Consider the following 24,977-nt stretch of genomic DNA (forward strand, 5'->3'; position numbering starts at 1 on the left):
CAATATTGAAAGAATGCGGCACCCTGCGGTCACGAGTTGGCGACCGTTCGCTTGGACTCCTGAATTGCCTCGTCGCTTCCCGCAACGAACACGTCGTCGGCCGTGATATTGGTATGTTCGTCGGTGTGAACAGTTCCGTTATGCGAGACACTGACCACGATCCAACCGCGTTCGGTGTCGTGACGGGCCTCTGCTACCGTCTCGCCGGCGAATGGAGTTCCGTCGGCTTGAACGAGGCGGATCTGACTCACTGAATCCATGATACGTTCACCGTGGACCTCCGCCGCGAGCAGCCGAGCCGACGCTCGCTGGATGGAAAAACGGAGTCAGCGCCCGCTCTGAACGCCGTCCTCGTCTTCTCTCTATCGGTTACGCGTGCAAGAAATTAGAAAGTCCGAAGTCGTTCGCGACCGTCTCAGCTGGATAGCAGACGAAATCATCGGCAGGCTTGAGGATCAAACAGGGCCACCTGGGCACCTTCCTGACACAAACGCTGCTTCCTGTTCTCCGTCTACCTCGTGGTCAGAATAAGCTTTAACTCATCATCTTCAAGAGAGTGCCATGAATATCATAGTGGAATACACGATACAGACCCAAATATTGCCCAAAATATTAGATCAGGTACCGGAGATGAAACTCAGGAATACAGCACTCTATCCTGAATCTGAGGACCGAGGAAAAATCCTCGGATGGGCGTGGGGTGATGACTTTGATGCCTTCGAAAGAGGTCTCCACGATCACGAACTGGTCAGCGATTACGAGTGCCTTGCTCAAACCGGCGATCGACGCCTCTACACGATCACTCATATAGAGGAAATGAAAGCCAGTCTGCCCTATCCACTGATGTTTGAAAATAATGGAATCGTACTGGATGCGACGGCAACGCGAGAAGGGTTCGATATGCGGGTGCGATTTCCAGCACGGGATAATCTGATACGATATCAAGAGGGCTGTAAAGAGCGCGGTATTCCATTTTGCTTACACAAACTCTATGAAGAAGACGGGACTGTGAATGAGAATCGAGCGTCGGGAGTAACCGAAATACAGCGTGAGACGCTCGTGTGTGCGTTCGAACTCGGTTACTTCGATATTCCACGTCAGGCGAAGATGGAAGAGGTCGCAGATCAGTTAGATATCTCTACTCAGGCAGTATCGACACGCCTCAGACGAGGTCAGCAGAATCTCATTCGGACTATTTGCAGCGGGTAGTCAGCCACGTATAAGACATTGACTCAGTAAATGGGTGTCTATTCGATTATGGTCTGTCTGTGAGTATCTGTGCCAACCATGATGGTAACTACTTCACTATTTGGGCAGAACGGTCGGGGATTATTGAGATCGATTTGTAATCCACCGCAGAGCATCATTCATGAACCAGACTCATCTCTATCGCTGACACGAGATTCCCTGCAGGTCAACTCACAGATCTAGACACAATGACCAATCCAACTAGTCTATCCGCACAACGACTCGCAACGGAAATCGAACACGGAGCCATCACGCCAACGGAAGCCGTTGATGCGGCCTACGAACGCATCGAACAAACAAATGAGTCGATCAACGCTTTCGTACAACTTCGCGAAGAGCAAGCCCGTGCGAAAGCGGATGAAGCTACTGAGTCCGTTCAATCTGGCGAACCACTCGGTCGTCTTCACGGTGTCCCAATCGCACTGAAAGATCTTGACTCCTATATCGAAGGGATGCCGTGTACGAACGGTTCGGCTGTATTCGCAGAATCTGTTCCCAAGGAGACATCAGTCATCGTGCAACGGTTGATAGACGAGGGGGCGATTGTCATTGGGTCAACGAATAGTCCCGAGTTCGGTCACGCTGCCGACACCTCGAATCAGCTGTATGGAACAACTGGCAATCCCTTCGATCCCAGCAAGACTGCTGGCGGATCCTCTGGAGGGAGCGCTGCTGCCGTAGGGGCTGAAGCCGTTCCAATTGCTCTTGGATCTGATGCCGCAGGTTCGATACGAATTCCCGCGAGTGCCTGCGGTGTATACGGTCTCAAACCGACGGCAGGAGTAGTTCCAGAGGCATCGAGACCGGACGCCCTCGAAGCGGCTGCTCCGTTCATGTCTCTCGGTGGAATCACGCGAACAGTAGCGGATTCAGCACTACTGCTTGAAATCATCACTGGTGTTCATTCACGTGATCCGATCAGTATCCCTGACAACGAAGGCGAATATCTACCAGCTACTCGCCAACCGATCGACGATCTTTCTATCGCGTACAGTTCCGATTTCGGTATCTTCGAGGTCGAGCCTGCGGTCAAGGAGCAGGTGAACGATGTCGCCACAACACTTCGTGATGGTGGGGCAACAATCGACCGAGTAGACCCTGAATTCCCGATTCTATTCGAGGCCATGCGGGATGCTGAAATACTGCTCTTCGAATCTACGCTGGCGTCGATTGCCGAAAGCCTCAAAAAGAGCGATGGAATCGATTTCCTGGGGGAACACCGGGAGAAGGTTTCTCCGAAATTGGTTGAACTCATAGAGAACGGCTACGACCATAGCGCTGTTGCGTTCAAACAAGCCGATGTCGTGCGTACGCAGGTATATGACGCCATACAAGACGTTCTGGACGAATACGATTTACTTCTCACACCGACACTCGCGTGTCCACCTTTCGAGGCAGGAAACGTCGGCCCAGAGGCGATAAATGGAGAATCCATCGATCCGTATCTCGATTGGGTCCTCACGTGGCCGTTAAACCTTAGTGGTCATCCAGCTGCGTCGGTTCCGGCTGGCCTCTCCGAGAACGGACTGCCGATCGGTGCACAACTGGTCGCATCCCGGTTTGACGAGGAGACAATTCTTTCGGCCAGTGCGGCCATAGAGCGCAGTCAACCATGGATCGATACGTACCCAGACGTATCAGATATCAACTCTCTTGATTAGCTAATATCAGTTCCTTGCATAGCATCCTCAGCTAACCGCCGTTGAAGCAGGGTCTATCGACGAACTATCGCTGGACTCGTACTCCGAGAACCTCTCCTACCAAGAAGAGACAGGGAGCCGTCGTAGTCGGCGACGACCAGGTTGATATCCTTCGTCGCGCTCTTGAGGTCACGCAACGACATCGCACCGCCACCGATCAGGTAGATAACCAACGATCGAAATGTCCCAGAATGTAGCTTGGGGACTGAGCGATGGAAATCAGACGCGCATTCGTTCGGACTCTAACCTCTGTATTGGATGCCTGGTAGTCCAACGATCTGGGAACATCCAATACCACTATGCACACAGAGTCGCAAGACAGAGCTAACTGACAGCGTAATCGTCTCCGAGTCGAGGCGCACTGGAGAATTCGATATTCAAATGACTGATGAATTCATCGACCCAAATCGGCTTTCGCTCATCCCATCACGGTCGAACGCAACTCGGACAGCCACCGACATGGTTCAGGGACCTTCGGAGGATGACGATTCTTCCGTTTCAGCAGTACTACAATCGCTTGAAGACAGCAAATGCAGAGCGATACTCACGGCATTGTGCGAGCCAAAATCTGCAACCGAACTCTGCAAGGACTGCGATCTACCAAGTTCGACGACGTATCGCAAACTCAAGCGACTCCGCGAGGCAGCACTCGTCAAAGAATACACTGAAGTCCGTCGTGATGGACCGAATGCCACGTTGTACGAACGGGATTTCACGGATATCTCGATCACCATCGACGACGACGAGTTCACCGTCTCCGTTGAACGGCCAAAAGAGGATGCAGAGGATCGTATGGCAACGTTCTGGTCCGAGATGAAGAAGGAATCATGACGGATAGTATTATAATCCTACTCGGAATTGCCAAAATCGGTGCGCTCGTACTCGGGGGTATCGTCTCCCTGTTAGCCTACCGAGCCTATCAGCGAACGCAGATCGAGGGACTCCAGTACTTCGCAGTTGGACTTATGGTCATCACCATCGGAACGTTTTTAGTTGGAATTCTCCATCACATCTTTGGCGTTCCAAGCGTCCAGGGAATGCTCTACGAGAGTCTCATCGCCTGTGGGGGCTTTCTCGTCATGATCTACGGGCTCTACGGGCAGTAACGCTACTACCGGTCCGATCGGGACCGCGCGGCTATCGACTCGCACAACCGATTCATGCCGTCTGCTTCGTACAGAGTGGCCGTAGAGTGGCTGTTCCAGTTGGCCGGTCTCGGAATTACCACGAGAGATCAACCGAAATCCACGGTTGTCCCACGTTGTGGGAGGCCTCCATCGTTCCTTAAGAGGCACGCACAGAGAGTGTATCAATGAGCGATTCCGATCCACCAAACCGTCGACCCACATCGGTACCACAGCCCATGCGAATACGAAGCGGCGACGGTGACCAATGAAACGGAATTTACCGTCTCGATACGCGGACGCGCTCATCTCGCGGAGCAAGCTTATAATCGTCCTGCTACTCGTCCTCACGGCAATCGTCGGCGCTGGCGCGGTGGTCGGCACCAGTGAGGACGGCGAGATCGGTCGGGCAGGTATCGATTCCGAAGAACAGGCAGCGCTTGAAGAAATTGAATCAACGTATGAAACGGATGATGCGGTAGTTACACAGATCGTCGTCAAAGACGCGGATGGAGATGTTCTTACTCGCGAGTCATTACTGCAGAGCCTCCGACTCCAGCAGGAAATACGTGAGACCGAATCCATCAATACGACGCTCCAAGCGGAGTCGGGTCTCCTCGGTCTCGAGAATATCGTGGCGACGACGGCATACGTCGAAACCCAAACGGCAGAGAACGGGACACACGACACAGCCGCCAGTCGGAACGGACAGCCACCAGCGCCGACACTCGACCAACAGATCGAGGTGCTCGAGTCGCGCTCGGACGAGGAGGTTGAGGCACTACTCGCGCGAGTACTCGATCCGGGTTCAACCGCACCTGACCGTGACCCGACTCCGTTCCTGCCGTCGGACTACGAACCCGGGGCAACGAGCGCCGACGCGAGACTGACCCTTGTGTTCCAATCCGATGAAAGTGGCGGTGCTAGCGAAACGCCCCAGGAGGCGTACGATGCGCAAGTGGCTATCGCCTCACTGGTCGACGAGCGCTTCGACGATGCGTTCGTCTTCGGGCAGGGCATCATCGACGAGGCGTCTTCGCAGGCCATCGGCGACAGCTTCCTCATCATCACTCCCGTCGCACTCGCCCTCCTGCTCGCCGTTCTCAGTATTGCGTACCGCGATGTGGTCGACGTACTCATCAGTATGTTCGGTATCGGCGTGGTGATGGTGTGGCTCCAGGGTATCCAGGGATGGCTCGGGGTTCCGTCCAGTTCGATACTCATCGCCGTTCCATTCCTACTCATCGGCCTGAGTATCGACTACTCTCTCCACGTCGTCATGCGCTATCGCGAGGCGCGAACGGAGGATCTCGGCACCGATACTGAGTCGGATGCCCAGCGAAATCCGACCACTGCAATGTGGGCGGGGATCGCCGGTATCGTCGTTTCGCTGGCCGCCGCTGCGTTCACGACCGGAATTGGCTTCTTCTCGAACTATGTCAGCCCGCTCGCGTCAATACAGGATTTCGCACTCCTGAGCGCCGCCGGAATCGTCGCGATGTTCGTCGTCTTTGCGGCACTCGTCCCAGCCGTCAAACTCGAAGTCGAACGGCTCCTCTCTCGACTTGGCCGTGACCGCCAGAAGTCAGCGTTCGGAGTCAGCTCAGGGCCGATTCGTCGTGTGCTCTCGGGCACTGCGACCCTCTCACGACGGATACCGATCGCCGTTCTCGTCGTCTCACTGTTGGTAGCTTCGGTAGGTGCCTACGGTGCGACCAGCCTAGATACGGAGTTCAACCAGGCGGACTTCCTTCCGGAGGACGCCCCAGGATGGATGGAGTCGCTTCCGGAACCGTTCGCCCCAGCCGAATACAACGTCCGAGAGAATCTCGAATACCTGAGCGATAACTTCCGACAACGCGGACAAGGGTCGGACGCTCAGATACTAATACGCGGGAATGTGACCACGCCAGCGGTGCTCACTGCGACCGACGATACGTCTCAATATACGAGTCAAAATGGAACGATCGCCATGCAGTCGGACGGCACGCCCACCGTCGAGAGTCCGGCGACTGTTCTCCGTTCAGTAGCGTCCGAAAATGAGACTGTCGCCGCCGCGATCGATGCGCGAGACGTGGATGGTGACGGTCTCCCGGACGAAGATATCGCGCAAGTCTACGACCTCGTGTACGATGTCGCTCCTGATCGGGCATCAACCGTGCTCTATCAAACCGAGAATGGGTCGTATGCGACAGCCAAATTGACCGTCGGTGTTGAGACCGACGCGGCTGCCCAATCGATTGCCAGCGACGTGCGACAGGTCGCTACCGGTATCGAAGCGGATGCACCGGTAACAGCTGTTGCGACAGGCGGGCCGATCATCACTGCTGTCGCCCAGAGCGCCCTGTTCGAGACGCTCGTCGAAGGATTCGCCGTGACGCTGGGTGTCATCCTGACGTTCCTCCTTGGACTGTACTGGTGGCGGTACCGTGCGCCGGGGCTCGCGGTCGTAGTGCTTATTCCTGTCCTTCTCGCACTCGCGTGGTTACTCGGCACGATGGCACTGCTCGACATCCCGTTCAACAGTGAGACCGTTGTCATTACTAGTTTGGCGATCGGGCTTGGCGTCGACTACAGCATTCACCTCTGTGAACGATTCGTCGACGAGCGCGAGCGCCGAGAGTCGCTTGATGAGTCACTGGTGGCGGCAGTCACTGGGACTGGCGGTGCATTGTTGGGTAGTGCGGCGACGACGGCAGCGGGCTTTGGCGTCCTGGCACTCGCGCTCTCCCCACCACTCCACCGATTCGGCCTCGTTACTGGGTTGAGTATCATCTTTGCGTTCGTTAGCTGTGTGACAGTGTTACCCAGTTTGCTCGTTGTTCGAGAACGATACGTACGTTGAAAACAGCCTCAATATAGCCACCAAAGTGCCGTCAATTATTTGTTGTATCCCAGCCTGACGTCCCGAGCATCTCCAAATCGCAACTGTTCAGGTACAGCCGAGCGACGTTTGATCACCCCAAGCCACGACGACGTGCACACGCACAATAGTTCCGCCAACTCTGCGGTGCACATCGTTTCAGGACCCTCACCGAAGAGATGACCGAAAACGGCGAACTCACCATCTGGAACTTCGATAGCTTGGAGGTATTCGAAGCCAATGTGAACGGTCTCCTCCACTACGGAGACGAGTGCGTAAGCTTGAAGCCTAGCATGACTAATTTTAGAGCAACAGACGGTAGCGCGAGTATGCAATTAGGTTAGCACACGGTTTCTGTCAGTCCGTTCATACGCTGGTTGTGGACCTAACAATGCTGACCGGTGTCTCAGTGGGATTTCGTTCGGCATCCCACTGTTGTACGCAGCGCTATTCGATGCAGTTCGGCAAGCGAATTTCAATCGACAACATCCATGAACATACAGCTATCTAACCCACTTGCAGACATCCAGCGATCACAAACAGTCCTCATCATCTTTGCGAGTACGCTCGTGAGTGTAATGGGCGTCTCCCTCATCAGCCCAGCATTGCCGACGATTCAGGCGGCATGGGACATCTCGGCGAGTCAAGCGAGTCTCCTCATCTCGGCATTTACCTTGCCTGGCATCGTTCTCACGCCGTTCGTCGGACTCATCGCCGATCGCGTTGGTCGCAAGCGCGTGCTCGTCCCTTCGCTATTCTTGTTTGGCGTGAGTGGCATTGCAGTCGTGTTTGTCGACGGATTCACGACGCTTCTCGGTCTCCGCGTTGTGCAGGGAACTGCCGGCAGTGCCATCATGAGTCTCACCGTGACGTTGCTCGGTGACCTGTTTTCGGGAGAACAACGAAGTCGTCTCATCGGACTGAACGCAGCGATCCTCGCCATCGGCGCAGCTGGCTATCCCCTACTGGGTGGCGGCCTTGCACTGCTCTCGTGGGCCGCGCCGTTCGTCTGTTTCGCACTCGGTATCATCGTTGCCGTCGCCGGCTCTGCGGTCCTCCCTGAACCCGAGAGTAACGTGAACTCGTCCGGACTCTCGTATGTCGCTAATGCAGCGCAATCGGTGCCAACACGGGCTGCTCTCGGGTTGTATATCGCTATTTTCGGCATTTTCTTTATTCTCTATGGCGCACAGCTCACGGTCATCCCGTTCATTCTCGATGAATCCTACGGTCTTTCCTCCGGAACGATCGGGCTGTTGCTCGGCCTCCCGGCGGTGACGATGGGGATGACGTCTTCACAGTCGTCCCGTCTCATTCGTCATCTCTCACCCCCGCGACTCATCACACTCGGGTTTGTGACCTACGGTATCGGGATGACGCTTGCCGCACTCGCACCCTCAATTATCGTCCTTGCCAGCGCACTGTTTCTGTTCGGTATCGGACAAGGATTTGCGGAGCCAATTACTGATACAGCACTGAACACTCTCGCGCCCGATGCGTTTCGTGGCGGAATTATGAGTATCCGAACGAGCGTTCTTCAGTTTGGAACGACTCTCGGCCCACCAGTGTTCGTTGCTGTCGCCTCAACTGTCGGTTACACCAATACGCTCTTCATCGCCGGTATCGCTGCCCTCGCGCTCGGTGTCTCTATTTTCGGCTTTCTCACGCTTTCAGAGAGCGTGTGATCCATTCAACTTCGCATACTCATAATGAGTGAAACTTGGAGGGGAAGACACCTCCCCTCCGTTTTTGTCGTAACCGAAGGTTGGTAGACGAGGAGACTGAGGCGATCACAACCCCCGCGTTTCCGTTGTTTCCCCATTGCGGCGTCGGGGAGACTAGAGGTGACAGAGCGAAAATGGCCATAATAGTTAACGGCTCTGTTGAATCGCTGTAAGGCGGTGGATTTCACTGTTTGATGGCACGGTTGATGTTGTAGACGACACACATCAGAGCAATTTTACGGAACTCTCGAAACCAGGTTCGCGCTCGCTCGGCTACGCCGTGCGAGCGCTTGACGGTTGAGTTGATGGTTTCAGTCATTGATCGCTGAGCGTACCGATCTTCGTCAATGCGGGCATTGTGAGCGTGATCGTATGGTGCGAAGATCCGATGTTTGATTAGCGGGCGAATGTCGAGTTCGCGGAGTTGTTGCTTGTCAGAGCCCTTATCAGCGGCCAGAGACCGCAGATCGCCCGCGTTCCGACGGGCGATCTGCTCACAGAGGTCAGCGTCACTGCCGTCTAACGTCGTCGAGCAGTGAAGGTCGAACACAGCTTGGGTTGCTGTATCGACGAGTTTTGTCACTTTGAGCGCCTGAAACCGGTAATTCGTTCGGTGGCAGTAATGGCGGCTAGCACGATCTCGTTCATAGAACGTTGCATCGATCGCAGCGTGCTCAGAGAGATCGTGCAGCTGCGCCGACTGGCGCAGCAGCACTCGACAGACACTCATTTCGATCCGATCAAACGCCTTACACAGCGTGGATGGTGCGAGGAGATCGGCCGCATCAAGGCCGATCTCCCCTGTTATTTGCGGCATTTCCTTCAGCAGATCGATCGTCATTCAATAGGATGTGTCGAGGTAAATCCGGAGACAATGCAGCGAAACAAGGGCATAGTCGGCGAATCCGCCGCCACCGCTTGGGGCGGCGGATTCGCCTCGTTCACCCGTAACACTTTGAGCAATTGAGACACAACGCTCGGTGAAGCGGGAGATTTTCGTCATGGACACCGAAGTCTCCCTACTTCAACTCCTTTGATTTACTGACCTTCCCCGACGCCGTCTAGTGATTCAACACAGCCGAATGTTGGCATCTAATAGTATTGGCGACGCGCCGACGGCTTCTCTGTCACGAGTCGCCGTTGACGAGACCGGTATCAAGATCAACGTGAGTGGTCTTGATTGCCTTATGCAATAGAATTCGACACCAAGTTAATTCCCGACATCAGTTGCTTGGTCGGTATAGCTCTGATCCGGCAACTGGGCTCCTGCACGGACTCCGCGAGAAACCGATCTCTTGGACGCCGTGTTTCTCGTCTATTAATTCGACGATCGGGCTGCACTCACTCGATTAGGATTGAACAGCTGGGGCAATTATACCGACTAGAACCTCATCGAAAAGTAGTATCAGATCCTCAAGGTGGTATTGATCGTTTCCACAATCTGTGGGTTGGAAGTCGGTCGAGCGTACGCAAGTGACTTGGGAACTTTATGCATTACTGCGATTACTAGAAACCGCATCAATCGCTTGATGGAACAACGCCGATTGACGAGGTACTAAACTAGACCGTTCTTCAGTCATACTATAACTGAATTTATAAGTTTAGTTATTGTTTCATCATTCCTCTCGCTCAGTCCGATCGACCTTGCTGCTATGGCACTGTTCAGAGAAAGAAGATCGCAAGGTTGAGAGACAATGAAGTGACAGTGTAGACTTGAAACCACTATCTAAGATCTGACACAGAGACATGCTGTTCCACGAACAGTGAACAGTTGGGCTCCAGAAAACTTTTCACGAGAAGAGACGATTTCGGATCTCATCAGTGAGGTTTCAATAGATACTGAAACGTCGTCCTCTGTCAGAACCACTTATCCAGGCAATACCGTCTAAACGTAGAAGAATCTTCTCACAGATGGAGTCGACTCCGCTTGCACGCTACCGTGATCGTTCTCACTGCTGTCACTCGGTCAAAGCCATCGACCGCCCTGCTCGGCTTCGAGGTCGAGGTACACAAACCCGAGCATCCCGATGGCGAGGAGAGCGAGTCCGACCACGGCCGGTAGCGAGCATTCCGATCCCCCGCCAGACAGGCCACTATCACAACCGCGGTGACTGCCCCGTCAATATCGTCGGCGGTCATGGTCGACCGTTCGTGAACCGCATGCATAAAACTGGTACGTAGCCACGACGTCCTCCAACGGGTCTATAGCAGGCAAGCGGGTCAGGTAGACTTGCGTTCCAGTATCCGAGACGGTGCCGCGACGGCATATCCGACGCCGAGTAACAGGCTGACCGCAACGAAGCCCGCGGCGTTGACGCTCGCGTCGAATCCATCGGCGTTGCTCTCGAATTCGAAGAGGCTCCACGCAGTGTCCGGAACACCGAGCGTGAACGACCCAGTACCGAGGATCGGGAGTACAATTGTGAGGGATGCTCCGAAGATGATGAGGATCCCGAAGCCGATAGTTGACCCAAGTGCGACCTGTCGAAGGAAGCCGCCGATCCGCGCCCGCGGGTGTGAGTCGTCCGCCGCCCCGTAGACTCGCAGGCCGGTCTTCGAGTCTTCGACGACCACGTGGGACGGGTACCGGCGGAGGACGGCAACCATCCATACGTCGCCGACCGCACCGCCAGCGTTCAACGCGAGCACGAGGACGAGCACGGGCGCCTCGAGGACGATCGCCAGCGGGAGTCCCGCGAGGGTGATAACGACGAGTGGCGCGAGCGCGACAGCCACAAACTGGCCGCGCGTGAACCGCTGTGTCGACGTCACGTACGCGTACGGGAGGACGAATCCGGCGACTCCGACGCCGTAGGACACGTCTCCTCCGTAGTAGCGAATCATCGCAGCGTGGATCGCTTCGTGGAGGACGATGACGCCGCCGGTCGAACCGACGAACAGGCCGAACCCGACGAGCGCGTCCATTCCGCTCTCGAGTTCAATCTCGATGGTCGCCTGGCCCGTCCCCAGCCCGTAAACGGCGGTGAAGGCGATCGCGGAGACGATGGCCATGGCCGTTCCCAGGAGGGTCCACTTGCGGATAATCCGTCGAGTGAGCGTAAATTCCGTCCAAGGCGTGCTGTCTTCTGGAGGAGACATGACTCGAGTATGTCGGCCCTGCGTATAGCCATTATCACTGCCGGGCGGATGAATCCCTTCCCCTGTGGGTTTACATTGATTTTCGAGTCACGGGTCGGTGTCGAGTGACCTCCCATCGACGAGGAACGTGTACGATCGATGCGTATTCATCGCTGTCGTGATAGATCTCCCATCGAGGCACTGTCTAGTTCTGCACCTCCTCTGCTGGCGTTTTTCCCATCGAGCGATTGATGTGGTCTCTGTCGATTATAGTAATGTATAAACTATTCAACTCAATTACGTGCGCTTGACCGACTGCCTACCCATGAATTATAGAAGCGGTTGATTCGCATTTTGAGGGTGTAAAACCGCTTTAATAGGGTTTCGGTCGGTATAGTTGACCCGATCACACAGTCCTACTCGGGAGGGTGCAGGCCGATAGCCAAATTGATCAACGAGAAACTCAGACTCGGAGAGGTCGTGTTTCTCGCGGAGTTTCTGTAGAAACGCAGCCGCCGGATTAGTGTCATGTCGACTAATAACGCAACATCGAGAATCAGCCTGGTCTCGATGTCTATTGCAGTATACAGCCAAGACCACTCGGCGTTAATCTTGACAGCGGTTTCGTCGATAGCGACTCATGACGGGGTAGCCGTGGGCGGGTCGTGTCCGCTGTCAGCTAACCGATGAACCCAGTTCCAAACCGCTCCGTAGGAGCGCCCAACGCCCAATTCAGCGAGAGTCGTTGTTGTCTCCTAAAGCGAACGCCCTGACGGGCGTCGCCGTCCGCACGTTCTCCCACGATTCTTCTCAATCCGCCTCATATGGTTCCCGCTGAGCAGGCCTGCGAGCATTACCCAACTCAACGTTTCGACCTGCTCACTTCTCAAACTGGCTCACCTAGACAGTGCCGTCTGTGGTATCCTTGACAGCCTTATACTTGTCCGCTGTTTGTCTGGTCAGGAACACTGGCTGCTCGTTAGTGACGAGTGTCTTTGCGTCCCTCTCTTATCCGACGACCATCGCCCGATCGACGACGTCCTCGCCGTAGAGTTCCTCGAGTTCTTCGTGCTGGTCGGGACGGTTCTCGTAGACGTCTTGGAACAGGGTGATAGGCGTCTGGGCTGCCTGATACGTCGCCTCGTCCCACATTCGATCGTTGCTGATTTCGACCTCGACGCCGTCGACGAGCAGGGTTGCCGATCGCTCCATGGCGATGGCACCCTTCCCGGCTTCCTTGGCCGCTTCGAACTCCTCCATCGAGTCGACGATATCGTTCAGACTCGGGATGTAGGACGTGAGATCGAGTAGTTCCTCGGTCAGGTCGTCGGCGTCGAGTTCGCGCTCGTCGCCGCCGACCAGGAGCCGGTACCGATCGTCACCGGTCGTTTCGAGGGTTACGTCATCGCCGTCGTAGACGTACCGACCGTCTTCCGCATCGAGTTCGACCTCGCGGCCGTTCACGTCGAGGAGCCAGCTGCCGGTCTTCGGCGGTAGCGGCGATTCGTTCGCCTCTTTGACCTGGCCGGGCGTCAGCGACCAGATGCCGAGCATCCCCTTCGCTTGGTTGTCGGTCATGCGTTCGTGGTAGCCCTCGATGTCGCGGATGTCGTCGTAGGGGCCGTCGATCGCGATGAGGCCGGCGGCGCTCGCGCCGCGGGACGTGTTGTGGCGGAGTTCCTCCCACGGCGGCAGCCCGCCGGTGGGGGTAATCGCGCGCATGTCCTTGGTGTAGTCGACCTCACCGTCGACGAGGAGGAACAGCCGTTCGAGGTTGTTCGACGGCTTGCCCATCTCCTCGCGGAGGTCGGCGAGCGCGAGTTCGGCCTCGGCGCTCTCGACAATGACCGACATGGCCAGACTGCCTTCCGCGAGGCCGTGCTCGGTTTCGACGATGGTGATGAACTCGTCGGCCTTCTTCCAGTCGTCGATGTCGCCGACTTCGGGGATGACGAAGCCGTCGATGTGCTCGATCGCATCCCTTTCGGGGTCGGCGATCTCGAGGAGGTGCTCGAAGCACTGATACCGGGTTGCGGGACTGTCCCGGTGCCAGACGATACGCGGGTGGATCTCGCCAGGGAACTCGGCGCCGTGCTCGGAAATCACGCTGATGATGTTCTCGGCCCCTTCGTCGCGCATCGAGGGTGCGGTCGCGTCCTCGTTGTCCGGCACCCAGACGTCGGGTGCCTGCATGCCGCGGAGCTGGGCCGCTCGCCGAATCATCTTCGCGGAATCGTCTTCTCCTTCCACCGCCGTCGGAGAGGTAAAGAAAGTCCTCACAAACTCCCGGTCGTGCCGCCGTTCGAGACTCATGGGTACGGTTCCCAATAGTGTGTTCTAATATTAAAGTCGTTTGGTGGATCCGACGACGGTCGGGCGAAACGGACCGAACTGGTGCGGTTCGGCTAGTCGGCTCTGGCACGTCGCCGTGAGCAGACGGTACCGAGCATCGAAATTCTGAATACGAAAACGCGACAGTAGACCGCGAACAATCACCGCGGCCACATACTCAGACCTTGTACTTGTTGAGTTCGATCACGTTCGCCGCCCGACAGAGTTGATCGACGAACTCGTTGTTCTCCCAAGTATCGTCGATTCGTGCGGTCGGTCCCGAGATGCTGATCGCTCCGATGATGTCCGAGTCGAACCGGATCGGCGCGGCGATACAGCGCAGGCCTTCGAGGCGCTCCTCGTCGTCGACCGCGAAGCCGCGGTCCCGGGTTCGTTCTAATTCCTCGACGAGTTCGTCGCGGGACGTGATCGTCCGGGGCGTCACTTCCGGAAGGCCGTGCTGATCGACGATTTCATCGACGCGCTCCCGCGGGAGGTGCGCGAGGATCGCTTTTCCGAACGCGGTGCTGTGCATGTGGTGTTTGCAGCCGACGTACGTGTCCAGATCAACCGCTCGCTCGCCTTTCGATCGGGAGAGATAGACGCCCATTCCGTCTTCCTCGACGACGAGATGGACCAGTTCACCGGACTCCGTTGCCAACTCCTCGACCTTCGGTTCGGCGACTTTGTAGACGTCGATCTCGCTGCGGATCTGGCCGCCGATATCGAGGAATTTGAGACTGAGACGGTAGGTTTTGGTGTTCTCGTCTTTGATCACGTATCCGTGTTCTTCGAGCGTACTGAGGTGGTTGTGGACGGCGCTTTTTCCCATCGCGAGTTCATCTGCCAGCGTCGTTACCCGCGCTTTCTCGAGCCGGTTGAGTGTCGCGACGATTTCCAGCGATTTCTCGGTCGTTCGAACCGGGTGTTTGGCCCTGTCTCCCATACATCCTCCCAGTATATCTGAATCCATAAATATTGTTCTATCATAGAAAACAGATCCCGTCTCGGAACGGTTCTCGGGATGGGCGGCGTGGCGGGACAAAACCAACGCCCCGTTGCGGCCCCCGGACGAAATGGTCTCAATTGCGGTGGCGAAGATGGAATTCATTCTGATATGGAGAACGACTAGCGCTGAGTTTGTCCATCGGTCGCTACTCATACCCAGTCTCTCGCTGGTGACGCCGACGAGACTCAACCCGTGTCACTTACGTCCGAGATCGCTGGCGGGGGTTCGAATCCCGGCGCTGCGTTCCGGTTTCACGTGTCGCGCTATTGGCTCGTCTTCACTTGCGTATCGATCTCGTCGGACGACGATGATCGACGGTCGACTCCCGATCCGGTCGTTTCGTCAGCCGCCCGGGCGGTACCTATATGCTTGTGTGGTTTGTCATCAATACCTGTGTGATGATACCGCAAGAGTTCGCAGCCGGCGACACAGACGCATCACCGGTCGGCTTCGGCCTCCCCGGCGTCGGAATGACCGCGTTCGACGCCGCGGACGACCGATCGCTCCTCGCACTGTTGGAAACGGCCGCGGAGCGCGCCCTCCGGGACGCGGCCGTCGATGCGACCGAGATCGATTCGGTCCACGTCGGGAACATGGCCGCGGAAGCGTTCAACAATCGGTCCGGGCTCGCGAACGCGCTGACCGCCAGCCTGGGCGCGAACCTGGCGTCGGCGCGGCGCATCGAAAACACGAGCGCCAGCGGTGCGAGCGCGTTCCGCGACGCGGTCGACGCCGTTCGCTCCGGCGGATCGGCGGTCGCGCTCGCGGTCGGCGGCGAGAAGATGTCCGCGGCCGATACGGCGACCGCGACCGAGATCATCAGTCGCATTACTCACGAGCGGGAGTACCAGCAGGGGGTTACGCTCCCATCGTTCGCCGGTCTTGCGGCCGATCGATACCTCGCCGAGTACGACGCCGACCGACGAGATCTCGCGCGCGTCGCCGTCAAGAATCACGCGAACGCGGCGAACAATTCGTACGCGCAGTTCCGAACGCCGATCACGGTCGACGACGTGCTCGAGTCGTCCGCGGTCGCGACGCCGCTTCGCCTGTACGATTGCTGTCCGACCTCGGACGGTGCCGCGGCAATCGTGGTTACCGCGGACGCGGCATCCGTCACCGTCGAGGCCTGCGAAAGCGCGGTCGGCGTCCACGCGATCGCGGATCGCCGCGATCCGCTTCACATCGAAAGCGCACACGCGGCCGGCCGAGCGGCCTACGAGATGGCGCGAATCGATCCGGAAGACGTCGATGTCGCGTGTATCCACGACGCGTTCACGATTCTCGAGTGGCTGGAACTCGAGGAACTCGGGTTCACCGAGCGCGGCACGGCGTGGACGCTCACCCGCGACGGACGAACGGCGATCGACGGCGACCTGGCGGTCAATCCCGGCGGCGGGCTGAAGGCTCGCGGGCACCCGCTCGGAGCGACCGGCATCGCCCAGCTCGTCGAACTCGTCTGGCAGCTCAGGGGCGACGTTCCGGACGAGCGATCGACCGGGTCACCCGAGTACGGGCTCGCGATCAACGTTGCCGGCTTCGGGAACAACAGCGTCTGTACGGTCGTGGGGGCGAACGCGTGAGTCGAGTACTGGAGTGTGCCGATTGCGGCGGGCGAACGTTCTACGAAAAGCGCCGGTGTGCCGACTGCGGGGCCGAGACGTTCCGCGATCGCGATCCCGGCGTCGGGACGCTGCAGGCGGTCACCGCAGTCCACGTTACGCCTGACGACGTCAGCGAGCCGAATCGACTCGGTCTCGCATCGTTCGAGGGCGGTGCGAGCGTTATCGCGCAGTTCGACGGTGCGCTCAAGGCAGGTGATACCGTCGCGATAGCGGAGGGGACGTCTCGAGACGGTGCGGATTCGACGATGACGCTCGTCCCGGCTGCGGTGAACGACCGCCGATGACGACACGTCACCCGATGCACACCCGGGAGAGATTACGTGTGGACCGAGTGCTCGATGTAGAGTTCCAGTTCGTTGACGGCACTGAGGACGCGCTCCGGTAGTTCCTCCGTTAATCGGGCCCCCTTCACGCGGTGGGCGGGTCCGGAGACGCTCAGCGCACCGATCACCTCACCGTCCGAGTCCGTCACGGCCGCGCCGACGGCGTGGACGCCGTCGGTCGTCTCCTGCCGATTGAAGGCGTACCCTCGCTCGCGGATGCGTTCGCACTCGTCCGCTAACTCCTCTCGGGTCGTGATCGTGTTCTCGCTCCCTTGCTCGAGCCCGCGGGTCGCGATGGTCTCGTCGAAGCGCTCTCGCGACATATTCGCGAGGATGGCTTTCCCCGCGGCGCTCGTGTGGAGCACGCCCCGCTTGCCGATGTGTGCACCGGTCTGTACCGCGCTCTGGCCGACCTCCGTGTACAGGTACACGCGCTCGCCGTGCTCCTCGACGATGAACTGGGCGCGTTCACCGGTTTCGGCGGCCAGCGAATCCACTTTTTCCTTGATCATGGGATACGCGGTTGTCTTTCGCTGGGCGTACCCGCCGACCGTCAGAAATTGGAACCCGATCCGATAGATCCCGTCTTCTTGCGTTACGTACTTGTGTTCCCGAAGGGTGACCAGATGACGGTGAATGGTACTCGGGGCGAGTCCGATATACTCGGATAATTCGTTCATCGTGGCGCCGTCTAGGTCGCGAATGGCGTCGACGACCGCCAGTGACGTTTCAGTCGTGCGCGCACTGGATTTGGGTTTGTTTGGCACGCGTGGCATTCTCTCACGATGGATAATAAATCATCCGACGGCCGGGAACGTTCCGGGACGCAGAACCCGTTAGCGGCCGAATCCGAGCAAACAGGATTCGTCCGAGCGGTGCGAGCCGTCGATACTGGACTATGCGGGCGTATCGCATACACTCTCAACGCCGCGCATTCCGCGCCGGAAGAATACATCCGATGGCGATCGAGTTTACAATGATACGATTGTAACGAGTTGGCCGGCGGCGAGCTGCGAGCGTAGCGGAAACAGCGGCCGCTATGCGACACACTGATCGGACGCGCGATTTCGCCGGGACGGCTCGCTGACGTCGCCTCGCGAGATGCGCCGTCCCCGCTTCGAATGAACTCGCGCGTTATCGTCGTATTTTCGGTTTCGATTACTCGGATTGGAGCCGTTGAACGCTCTTTATCCACGTACCGCCTCCGAGAGAACTGAGAGGTACCGGCCCGAATCATCATTTCACCGGGAATATCTGAGAATGATGGCGCTGTAGCCGTTCACACCGGGAGTACGCATATGCGGGATAGAACGGCCGTGGTGCGATACTCGCCGATGTCGTCGTCGGGGAATCGATTAAGTGGTTCGTCCGGTTCCCTAGTCGTAATGCTACTTGCGCGCCGTCGCATGCCTCCCGAGGTGGACGGGCATGAATGAGAACGATCGATCGATCACGGGCTTTACGATGCTCGCCCACGGGATTTTCCACACGTACGAACTGAGTATTCCCATCTTCATCGTGGTCTGGTTGGACGCGTTCGACGTCTCCGCTTTCGTGTTGGGGATCGTCGTCAGTATCGGATACGGACTGATCGGCGTCGGAGCGATCCCGAGCGGCGTGCTCTCCGACGCGTACGGTTCGCGCCGACTGATCGTCGCGTCCGTGATCGGAATGGCCGGTGGGTTCTTCCTCCTCGCGCTCGCGCCGAACGTGGTCGTCCTCGCCGCGGCGATTATCGTCTGGGGGACTGCGGCGAGCGTCTATCACCCTGCCGGCCTCTCGCTCATCAGTCGCGGGGCGACCCAGCGCGGAACGGTGTTCGCGTACCACGGCGTCGGCGGAAACGTCGGAACGGCGTTCGGTCCGCTCCTCACGGCGCTTCTCTTGCTCGTTCTCGACTGGCGGGCGGTCGTCGCCCTTCTTACCGTCCCTGCAATCGGCGTCGTCGCGCTGGGGTCGCTGATCGAGTTCGACGAGGACGCAGCCGTATCGACGACGGACGGCGGCACCGCGCCGACGACTCTCGAATCGGTCGTCTCGGACTCCAAACTGCTGTTCAGCACCGGCTTTTTGCTCACGTTTCTCACGATCATGATCTACGGGGTGTACTACCGCGGACTGCTGACCTTCCTTCCGGACATGATCGGCGATCTCCCGCAGTTCGGCACGTACGTCGTCCTCGGCCAAGCGGTCGAACCCGCACAGTACATCTACACCGGGATACTGACGATCGGTATCGTCGGCCAGTACGCGGGCGGGCGAGTCACCGACCACGTTCGGACGGAGTACGCGTTCTTCGGGACCCTACTTGCACTCGGCATCCTGGCGTTCGTCTTCATTCCGTCCAGCGGTTGGGGACTCGCGCCGTTCTTGCTCGTGTGCATCGGGCTCGGATTCTTCCTGTACGCGACCGCACCGGTCTACCAGGTCGTGATCGCAGAGTACGCGGCGGCCGACGTCCACGGGCTCTCGTACGGCTACGCCTACCTCGGAATGTTCGGATTCGGCGCAGGCGGTGCCGCGCTGGCCGGCTCCCTTCTCACGTACGCGAGCGAGACCGCGCTGCTCGCGACGCTCGGTGTGCTCGCGTTCGTTGGCGCGGGGATCGTCCTGTCGCTCCTGACCGTTTCATCTGACAGTAGGTAACCAACACCAAACTTTAATATCGGATTCCCGTATGGTTCTCGTATGGCAGCTCGTGATAGCAGCGCGATCCTCGAAGACATTACTGTCGTCGACCTGACAACGTTCGTCACCGGCGGCTTCGCGACGTTGATGTTGGCGAACCAGGGCGCGGACGTGATCAAGATCGAACGCCCCGAGGTGGGCGACGATAGCCGCCACTCCGGGCCGCCGTTCGTCGCGGTCGACGACTACGACGGGCCGGGCACGTCGGCGTCCCGACACGGTGAGTCCCCGTACTTCTGGACGGTGAACTACGACAAGCGGAGCGTCGAACTCGACTTGAAGTCCGACGAGGGGTTGGAGATTTGTCGGGAGTTAATCGCCGAAGCCGACGTCGTGGTCGAGAACTTCCGGCCGGGGACGGCCGACCGGCTCGGGCTCGGATACGACGACCTCCGCGACGACCACCCCGAACTCGTCTACTGCTCGATCTCCGCGTTCGGCGAGTCGGGCCCGTGGAGCGACCGGTCCGGGTACGACCTGCTGATCCAGGGAATAAGCGGCACCATGAGTGTAACCGGTCCCGACGGCGGTGATCCAGTGAAAGTCGGGTTGCCACAGACGGACCTGATCACGGCGATGTGGGCGGCGTTCGGCATCGTCAACGCGCTCTACCGACGCAACCGAACCGGCGATGGCGAACGCGTCGAACTCGGGATGTTGGATGCGACGTTGCCCTGGCTCACGAAACAGGCCGCGAAGGCCTTCGTCGGTGAGGAGCCAAATCGGATGGGCACGAAAGACCCCGTGATCGCACCCTACCAGAGCTTTCCGACCGCGGACGGGTACCTGAACGTCGCCTGTGCGAACCAGAAGCTCTGGAAACAGCTCTGCGAAGCAATCGGGCGTCCGGAACTCGCCGCAGACCCGCGATTCGAAACGAACGCCGACCGCGTCGAGAATATGGCGGCCCTCGAGGAAGAACTATCCGAGACGTTCACCGAGCGCCCCACCGAGGAGTGGGTCGAACGACTGGCCGAGGGGTCCGGACTTCCGGTTGGCCCCGTCTACGACGTCACCGAGGCGTTAGAAAACGAACAAGTGGACGCGCGGGCCGCCGTCGACTCGGTTTCCCACCCCGCGGCCGGCGACATTCCGATCCTCGAACATCCGCTGAACTTCGCCGCGGCCGAGAGCGGATTCGACGACGCACCGCCGATGCTCGGCGAAGATACCGAAGCGGTCATCGAAGAGTTGGGGTACACCCAATCCGAGATCAGGGAGTTCCGCGACAAAGGGATCTTCTCCGGATGAGCCGACTCCGGTCGACCAGCGCCCGCCGATAGTACCGCGGTCTCGGGCGGATAGCGTCGAGTTCAGCCTCGTCCGATCCGTCGATTCAGATACGGCCGATCGCCTTTTCGTTTATACTAGTTCTGACAGGAAAATTCTATCTCACCGGCACCTTTATCATCCTGGTCAGAAGAGAGAATAGGTAATTCGCGACCCGGAGAGAAGATCATGGACGTCACTCACGCAATCGCAACGATCCTGAAAGCGGAAGGAGTAGAGTACCTGTTCGGTTTCCCGAGTAACCCGCTCTTGGACACCGGTGCGGCCGAGGACGCCGGTATCCGAACCATCGTCACCAGGCAGGAACGGACCGCGGTCCACATGGCGGACGCGATCGGTCGACTGTCTTCCGGTGACGAACTCGTCGCCTTCGCGTGTCAGCACGGCCCGGGAACGGAGAACTCGTTCGGCGGCGTCGCGCAGGCATACGGCGAGTCGGCACCGCTCGTCGCGATCCCGGCCGGATACGACGAAGCGAAGACGGACGTCGATCCCAAGTTCAACTCTCGCGTCAACTACCAGCACGTGAGCAAGTCCTGCGAACAGCTAACCAGTCCGGCGGCCGTCGGCGAGACCATGCGGCGCGCGTTCAGCGCGGCGCGAAACGGCCGTCCGCGGCCGGCCGTCGTCGAGGTCCCGAAGGACGTCTTCCACGCGGAGGTCCCCGGTGACCTCGAGTATCACCCCTCGTCGTCGAATCGAAGCGGTCCCGATCCGGACGGCGTCGAGGAGATTGCCGAGGTGCTCCTGGAGGCGGAGCGGCCGGTTATCTACGCCGGACAGGGCGTCCACTACGCGAAAGGGTGGGACGCCCTTCGGGAGCTGGCGGAGGCCCTCGAGGCGCCGGTCGCGACCAGCCTCAACGGGAAGAGTTCGTTTCCGGAGACCCACCCCCTGTCTCTCGGTGCCGGGAGCAAGAGCGAACCGGGCCAACTCGCGCACTTCCTCCGGGAAGCGGACGTCGTCTTCGGGATCGGGTGTAGCTTTACGGACACCGCGTACGGGATCACCGTCCCGGACGGGACGACGGTCGTCCACTCGACGCTCGATCCGACGGACATCGACAAGGATGTCGAGTCCGAGTACTCGCTCGTCGGCGACGCCGGACTCACCCTCGAAGCGCTGGTCGACGCGATCGCTCGACGCCTTAACGGGGAGTCCCGCGGTCGGTTCGACGACGTCGCCGCGGAGATCGAGTCGGTCCGCGAGAAGTGGCTCGACGAGTGGCGGTCGAAACTGACCGCGGACGAGGTACCGATCAACCCATACCGGGTCATCAACGAGTTGACGACCGTCGTCGACGCCGAGGACGCGATCATCACGCACGACGCGGGGAACCCGCGGGACTTCCTCGCCCCGTTCTGGGAGTCGACCGAGCCGCTCTCGTACATCGGCTGGGGGAAGACCACCCAGCTCGGCTACGGGCTCGGCCTGGCGATCGGCGCGAAGATCTACCACCCGGAGAAGCTCTGCATCAATATCATGGGCGACGGCGCGATCGGGATGACCGGCCTGGACTTCGAAACGGCCGTTCGAGAGGAGATCCCCATCCTGACGATTCACCTGAACAACTACGAGATGGCGTCGTACGAGACGCCCTTCTCCGGCGACTTCGCCGATGTCGGGACGGCCCTGGGCGGCTACGCAGAGCGGGTCGAGGACCCGGAGGAGGTCGCGCCGGCCCTCGAGCGGGCGATCGAGAAGACCGAAGCCGGAACGCCGGCGCTCCTCGAGTTCATCACGGCCAAGGAGACCGAACTCTCGCGGCCGGATCTCGAGGAGTAACGGAGACAGCGAGCGGAGTCGGGAGCGGTTTCTATCGGTTCGGCGGCGAACTCGCGTCGCGAATCACCCGATCGGTTTTCGACCTCGGAATCGAATCGCAACCTGCGAACAGCGGATCGTGAACCGCGAATCCAAACATGACGGAGACCGGCCGATCGAACGAAAAGCAGAGCCGCGTTAGTTCTCGCCGAACGCGCCGTCTTCGGTCCACTCTTCCAGCGTCGTCTGATCGTCTACGACATCCGCGAACACCGCGTCGGTGTGTTCGCCGAGCCGCGGTGCCGGCGATCGGACGACGGTATCGTACTCGGGGAAGTTGATCGGGTGGCCCGGCAGCACGCACTCGCCCCAGTCGGGATCCTCGTGGGGAACGACGAGGTCGCGGGCCGCCGTCTGGTCGTGTTCGACCACGTCGGCCACGTCGTTGATCGGTCCGCAGGGGAAGCCGGCTTTCGTCAGCCGTTCGACCCAGAACTCGGTCGTCTCCAACTCGAGTTCGGCCTGGATAATCCCGACCACCCGGTCGGCGTTCTCGCGACGAACCGCGTTCGTCGGGTGCTCGCGGAGTTCTTTGCGTCCGAGCAGGTCGACGAAGTCGTCCCACCGGTCGTCGCTCGGAACCCCGGTGACGATCGCACCGTCGGCCGTCTCGAATCGCTGGTAGGGCACGAGCGTCTGGTGGGTCACGCCCTGGGGCCCCGGCACGGAGCCGTCCATCGAGTACTCGGTGAGGTACTCGTTCAGCAGCGCCACGATGGAATCGAACAACCCGACGTCGAACTTCCCGGTGAACTCGTCGGCCCGCTCGCGCTCGTACAGTCGCGCGAGGACGCCGAGCGCCGCGAACATTCCGGTCGTGAGATCGCCGATCGCCTGGCCGACCTTGACGGGAGCCCCGTCCTCGGGACCGGTCACGCTCATGAGTCCGCCTTCGGCCTGGAGGATGAGATCGAGCCCCGGTTTCTCCTTCATCGGGCCGGTTTCGCCGTACCCCTTGATGCTCGCGTAGACGATGTTTGGGTTCCGCTCGCGAACGTCGTCGTACCCGATGCCGAGCTTGTCGGTGACGCCGTAGCCGAAGTTTTCGACGAACACGTCCGCATCGGCGAGGAGTTCCAGCGCCGCCTCCCGCCCGGCGCTCGATTTGAGATCGAGCGTCACCGAGCGCTTGTTGCGGTTGTTCGCCATGAAGTAACCCGACTTGCCATCAGGGCCGATCCCCTGTGATCGTGCGGGATCGCCGACGCCGGGACGTTCGATCTTCACGACATCCGCACCCATGTCGGCGAGGAGCGCACCGCAGAAGGGGCCCGCGCGGTGGCCGGTCATCTCCACGACCGAAACGTCGGCGAGTGGTCCGTCGCCCATCGTCACTCCGCCTCGTTGAACTCGTCGACCAGCTCACGACGCTCGTCGGTGGCGAACTGTTCCCACCAGAGTTCAGCCTCTCGCTCGCGCGCTTCCTCGAGGGTTTCGGCGCGGGAGGCGTCGTTGAGCGCCCGCTTCGAGTTCTTCACTGCCTTTCGGCCGGTTCCCTGGATGCCGGCGACGATCTCGGCGACGGTGTCGTCGAGTTCCGCTCTCGGAACGGCGCGGTTGATCAGTCCAATCCGTTCCGCTTCGGCCGCGTCGATCATCCCCGCCGTGTACACGAGTTCTTTCGCTTTCGCCTCGCCGACGAGTTCGACGGCTCGCCACGTCGAGCCGCCGGTCGGGATCTGTCCGATGTTGGCGGTCGGGACGCCGAACTGCGCGTCCTCGACCGCGATGCGGATGTCGCAGTACATCGCGAAGATCAGCCCGCCGCCGACGCAGTACCCGTTTATCTTCGCGATGACCGGAGCGTGACACTCGTAGGGCTTTTGATACATTTCGTAGAACAGTTCCTGCCGGTCCCGCTGCAGCGGATCGTGCTCCGACGCCGGGCCGGCGTACTGCGCGATGTCCGCGCCGGCGGAAAACGCGTCGTCGCCCTCGCCCGTGATCACGACGGCGTCAATGGTGCGGGTTAGTTGGATCTCGTCGAACGCGCGTTTGAGATCGAGCATGACCTCGTTGTTGAGGGCGTTGTGGACCTCGGGTCGGTGAAACTCGATCGTCGCGATACCGTCTTCGATGTCGAGAGTGATACTCTCGTAGGCGCTATGGCTGACCATACCTCACGTCGTATACCGCGAAATACGACAAAA

The 24,977-nt window shown here is 59.2% G+C and carries 19 protein-coding genes and 3 pseudogenes; 13 read left to right on the forward strand and 9 right to left on the reverse strand.

Going from position 1 to position 24,977, the window contains the following annotated elements; genetic code table 11:
• Positions 1-29 precede the first annotated feature (29 nt).
• Positions 30-260 (reverse strand): hypothetical protein, encoded by a 231-nt coding sequence (locus tag SM755_RS22065; protein WP_323174584.1) that lies wholly within the window; start codon positions 258-260, stop codon positions 30-32.
• A 301-nt stretch (positions 261-561) separates the two neighbouring features.
• Here SM755_RS22065 and SM755_RS22070 point away from each other — a divergent pair, with 301 nt between their 5' ends.
• The 6 genes from SM755_RS22070 (at position 562) to SM755_RS22100 (ending at position 8,620) form a co-directional block, all read left to right on the forward strand.
• Positions 562-1,209 (forward strand): helix-turn-helix domain-containing protein, encoded by a 648-nt coding sequence (locus tag SM755_RS22070; RefSeq protein WP_323174585.1) that lies wholly within the window; start codon positions 562-564, stop codon positions 1,207-1,209.
• Positions 1,210-1,436: 227 nt separating this feature from the next.
• Complete coding sequence (locus tag SM755_RS22075) at positions 1,437-2,909, forward strand: amidase (protein WP_323174586.1); 1,473 nt, start codon at positions 1,437-1,439, stop codon at positions 2,907-2,909.
• Positions 2,910-3,329: 420 nt separating this feature from the next.
• Positions 3,330-3,779: a helix-turn-helix domain-containing protein gene (locus SM755_RS24570; protein WP_369335279.1), complete on the forward strand. Its 450-nt coding sequence runs from the start codon at positions 3,330-3,332 to the stop codon at positions 3,777-3,779.
• A complete protein-coding gene (locus tag SM755_RS22090) occupies positions 3,776-4,054 on the forward strand; it encodes a hypothetical protein (RefSeq protein WP_323174587.1) in 279 nt (92 codons plus the stop codon). The genes SM755_RS24570 and SM755_RS22090 overlap by 4 nt, the downstream gene beginning before the upstream one ends.
• Before the next feature lie 286 nt (positions 4,055-4,340).
• A complete protein-coding gene (locus SM755_RS22095) occupies positions 4,341-6,917 on the forward strand; it encodes an MMPL family transporter (RefSeq protein ID WP_323174588.1) in 2,577 nt (858 codons plus the stop codon).
• A 509-nt stretch (positions 6,918-7,426) separates the two neighbouring features.
• Positions 7,427-8,620 carry an MFS transporter gene (locus tag SM755_RS22100; RefSeq protein ID WP_323174589.1) on the forward strand — a complete coding sequence of 398 codons (1,194 nt, stop codon included), beginning with the start codon at positions 7,427-7,429 and terminating at the stop codon, positions 8,618-8,620.
• Between the two features lie 223 nt (positions 8,621-8,843).
• Here the strand turns inward: SM755_RS22100 and SM755_RS22105 are convergent.
• A pseudogene (locus SM755_RS22105) lies at positions 8,844-9,662 on the reverse strand (IS5 family transposase).
• A gap of 88 nt (positions 9,663-9,750) precedes the next feature.
• Here SM755_RS22105 and SM755_RS22110 point away from each other — a divergent pair.
• Both SM755_RS22110 and SM755_RS22115 read left to right on the forward strand, forming a co-directional pair.
• A pseudogene (locus SM755_RS22110) lies at positions 9,751-10,169 on the forward strand (DDE-type integrase/transposase/recombinase); the annotation flags it as partial.
• A 417-nt stretch (positions 10,170-10,586) separates the two neighbouring features.
• Entirely contained in the window at positions 10,587-10,721 is a 135-nt protein-coding gene (locus tag SM755_RS22115; protein WP_323174590.1) for a hypothetical protein, read from the forward strand.
• A gap of 158 nt (positions 10,722-10,879) precedes the next feature.
• On the opposite strand, the gene SM755_RS22120 is transcribed toward SM755_RS22115, so the two are convergent.
• The 4 genes and pseudogenes from SM755_RS22120 to SM755_RS22135 all read right to left on the reverse strand — a co-directional run bounded on the left by SM755_RS22120 (position 10,880) and on the right by SM755_RS22135 (position 15,014).
• The gene (locus SM755_RS22120; RefSeq protein WP_323174591.1) at positions 10,880-11,758 is read right to left on the reverse strand and encodes a DUF3267 domain-containing protein; all 879 of its coding nucleotides are present in this window, start codon (positions 11,756-11,758) and stop codon (positions 10,880-10,882) included.
• Positions 11,759-11,942: 184 nt separating this feature from the next.
• Positions 11,943-12,591: pseudogene (locus tag SM755_RS22125) on the reverse strand (IS6 family transposase).
• Between the two features lie 154 nt (positions 12,592-12,745).
• Positions 12,746-14,050 (reverse strand): malate synthase AceB, encoded by a 1,305-nt coding sequence (gene aceB, locus SM755_RS22130; protein ID WP_323174592.1) that lies wholly within the window; start codon positions 14,048-14,050, stop codon positions 12,746-12,748.
• 196 nt (positions 14,051-14,246) lie between these two features.
• Complete coding sequence (locus SM755_RS22135; RefSeq protein ID WP_006824127.1) at positions 14,247-15,014, reverse strand: IclR family transcriptional regulator; 768 nt, start codon at positions 15,012-15,014, stop codon at positions 14,247-14,249.
• Between the two features lie 461 nt (positions 15,015-15,475).
• Between SM755_RS22135 and SM755_RS22140 the strand changes: the two genes are divergently transcribed.
• Both SM755_RS22140 and SM755_RS22145 read left to right on the forward strand, forming a co-directional pair.
• The gene (locus SM755_RS22140; RefSeq protein WP_323174593.1) at positions 15,476-16,660 is read left to right on the forward strand and encodes a thiolase family protein; all 1,185 of its coding nucleotides are present in this window, start codon (positions 15,476-15,478) and stop codon (positions 16,658-16,660) included.
• Positions 16,657-16,986: a hypothetical protein gene (locus SM755_RS22145; protein ID WP_323174594.1), complete on the forward strand. Its 330-nt coding sequence runs from the start codon at positions 16,657-16,659 to the stop codon at positions 16,984-16,986. Before SM755_RS22140 ends, SM755_RS22145 begins: the two co-directional genes overlap by 4 nt.
• Before the next feature lie 32 nt (positions 16,987-17,018).
• On the opposite strand, the gene SM755_RS22150 is transcribed toward SM755_RS22145, so the two are convergent.
• The gene (locus SM755_RS22150) at positions 17,019-17,801 is read right to left on the reverse strand and encodes an IclR family transcriptional regulator (RefSeq protein WP_323174595.1); all 783 of its coding nucleotides are present in this window, start codon (positions 17,799-17,801) and stop codon (positions 17,019-17,021) included.
• 652 nt (positions 17,802-18,453) lie between these two features.
• On the opposite strand from SM755_RS22150, the gene SM755_RS22155 reads away from it, so the two are divergent.
• The 3 genes from SM755_RS22155 to SM755_RS22165 all read left to right on the forward strand — a co-directional run bounded on the left by SM755_RS22155 (position 18,454) and on the right by SM755_RS22165 (position 22,788).
• Positions 18,454-19,671 carry an MFS transporter gene (locus SM755_RS22155; RefSeq protein ID WP_323174596.1) on the forward strand — a complete coding sequence of 406 codons (1,218 nt, stop codon included), beginning with the start codon at positions 18,454-18,456 and terminating at the stop codon, positions 19,669-19,671.
• A gap of 42 nt (positions 19,672-19,713) precedes the next feature.
• Positions 19,714-20,964 (forward strand): CaiB/BaiF CoA-transferase family protein, encoded by a 1,251-nt coding sequence (locus SM755_RS22160; protein WP_323174597.1) that lies wholly within the window; start codon positions 19,714-19,716, stop codon positions 20,962-20,964.
• 177 nt (positions 20,965-21,141) lie between these two features.
• On the forward strand, positions 21,142-22,788 hold the full coding sequence (locus SM755_RS22165) for a thiamine pyrophosphate-requiring protein (RefSeq protein WP_323174645.1): 1,647 nt from the start codon (positions 21,142-21,144) through the stop codon (positions 22,786-22,788).
• Between the two features lie 177 nt (positions 22,789-22,965).
• Here SM755_RS22165 and SM755_RS22170 read toward each other — a convergent pair whose 3' ends face one another.
• Entirely contained in the window at positions 22,966-24,156 is a 1,191-nt protein-coding gene (locus tag SM755_RS22170; protein WP_323174598.1) for a CoA transferase, read from the reverse strand.
• A 2-nt stretch (positions 24,157-24,158) separates the two neighbouring features.
• Complete coding sequence (locus SM755_RS22175; RefSeq protein ID WP_323174599.1) at positions 24,159-24,944, reverse strand: enoyl-CoA hydratase/isomerase family protein; 786 nt, start codon at positions 24,942-24,944, stop codon at positions 24,159-24,161.
• Positions 24,945-24,977 lie beyond the last annotated feature (33 nt).

It is taken from the genome of Natrialba sp. PRR66 (genome assembly GCF_034808065.1).
Classification (GTDB): domain Archaea; phylum Halobacteriota; class Halobacteria; order Halobacteriales; family Natrialbaceae; genus Natrialba; species Natrialba aegyptia.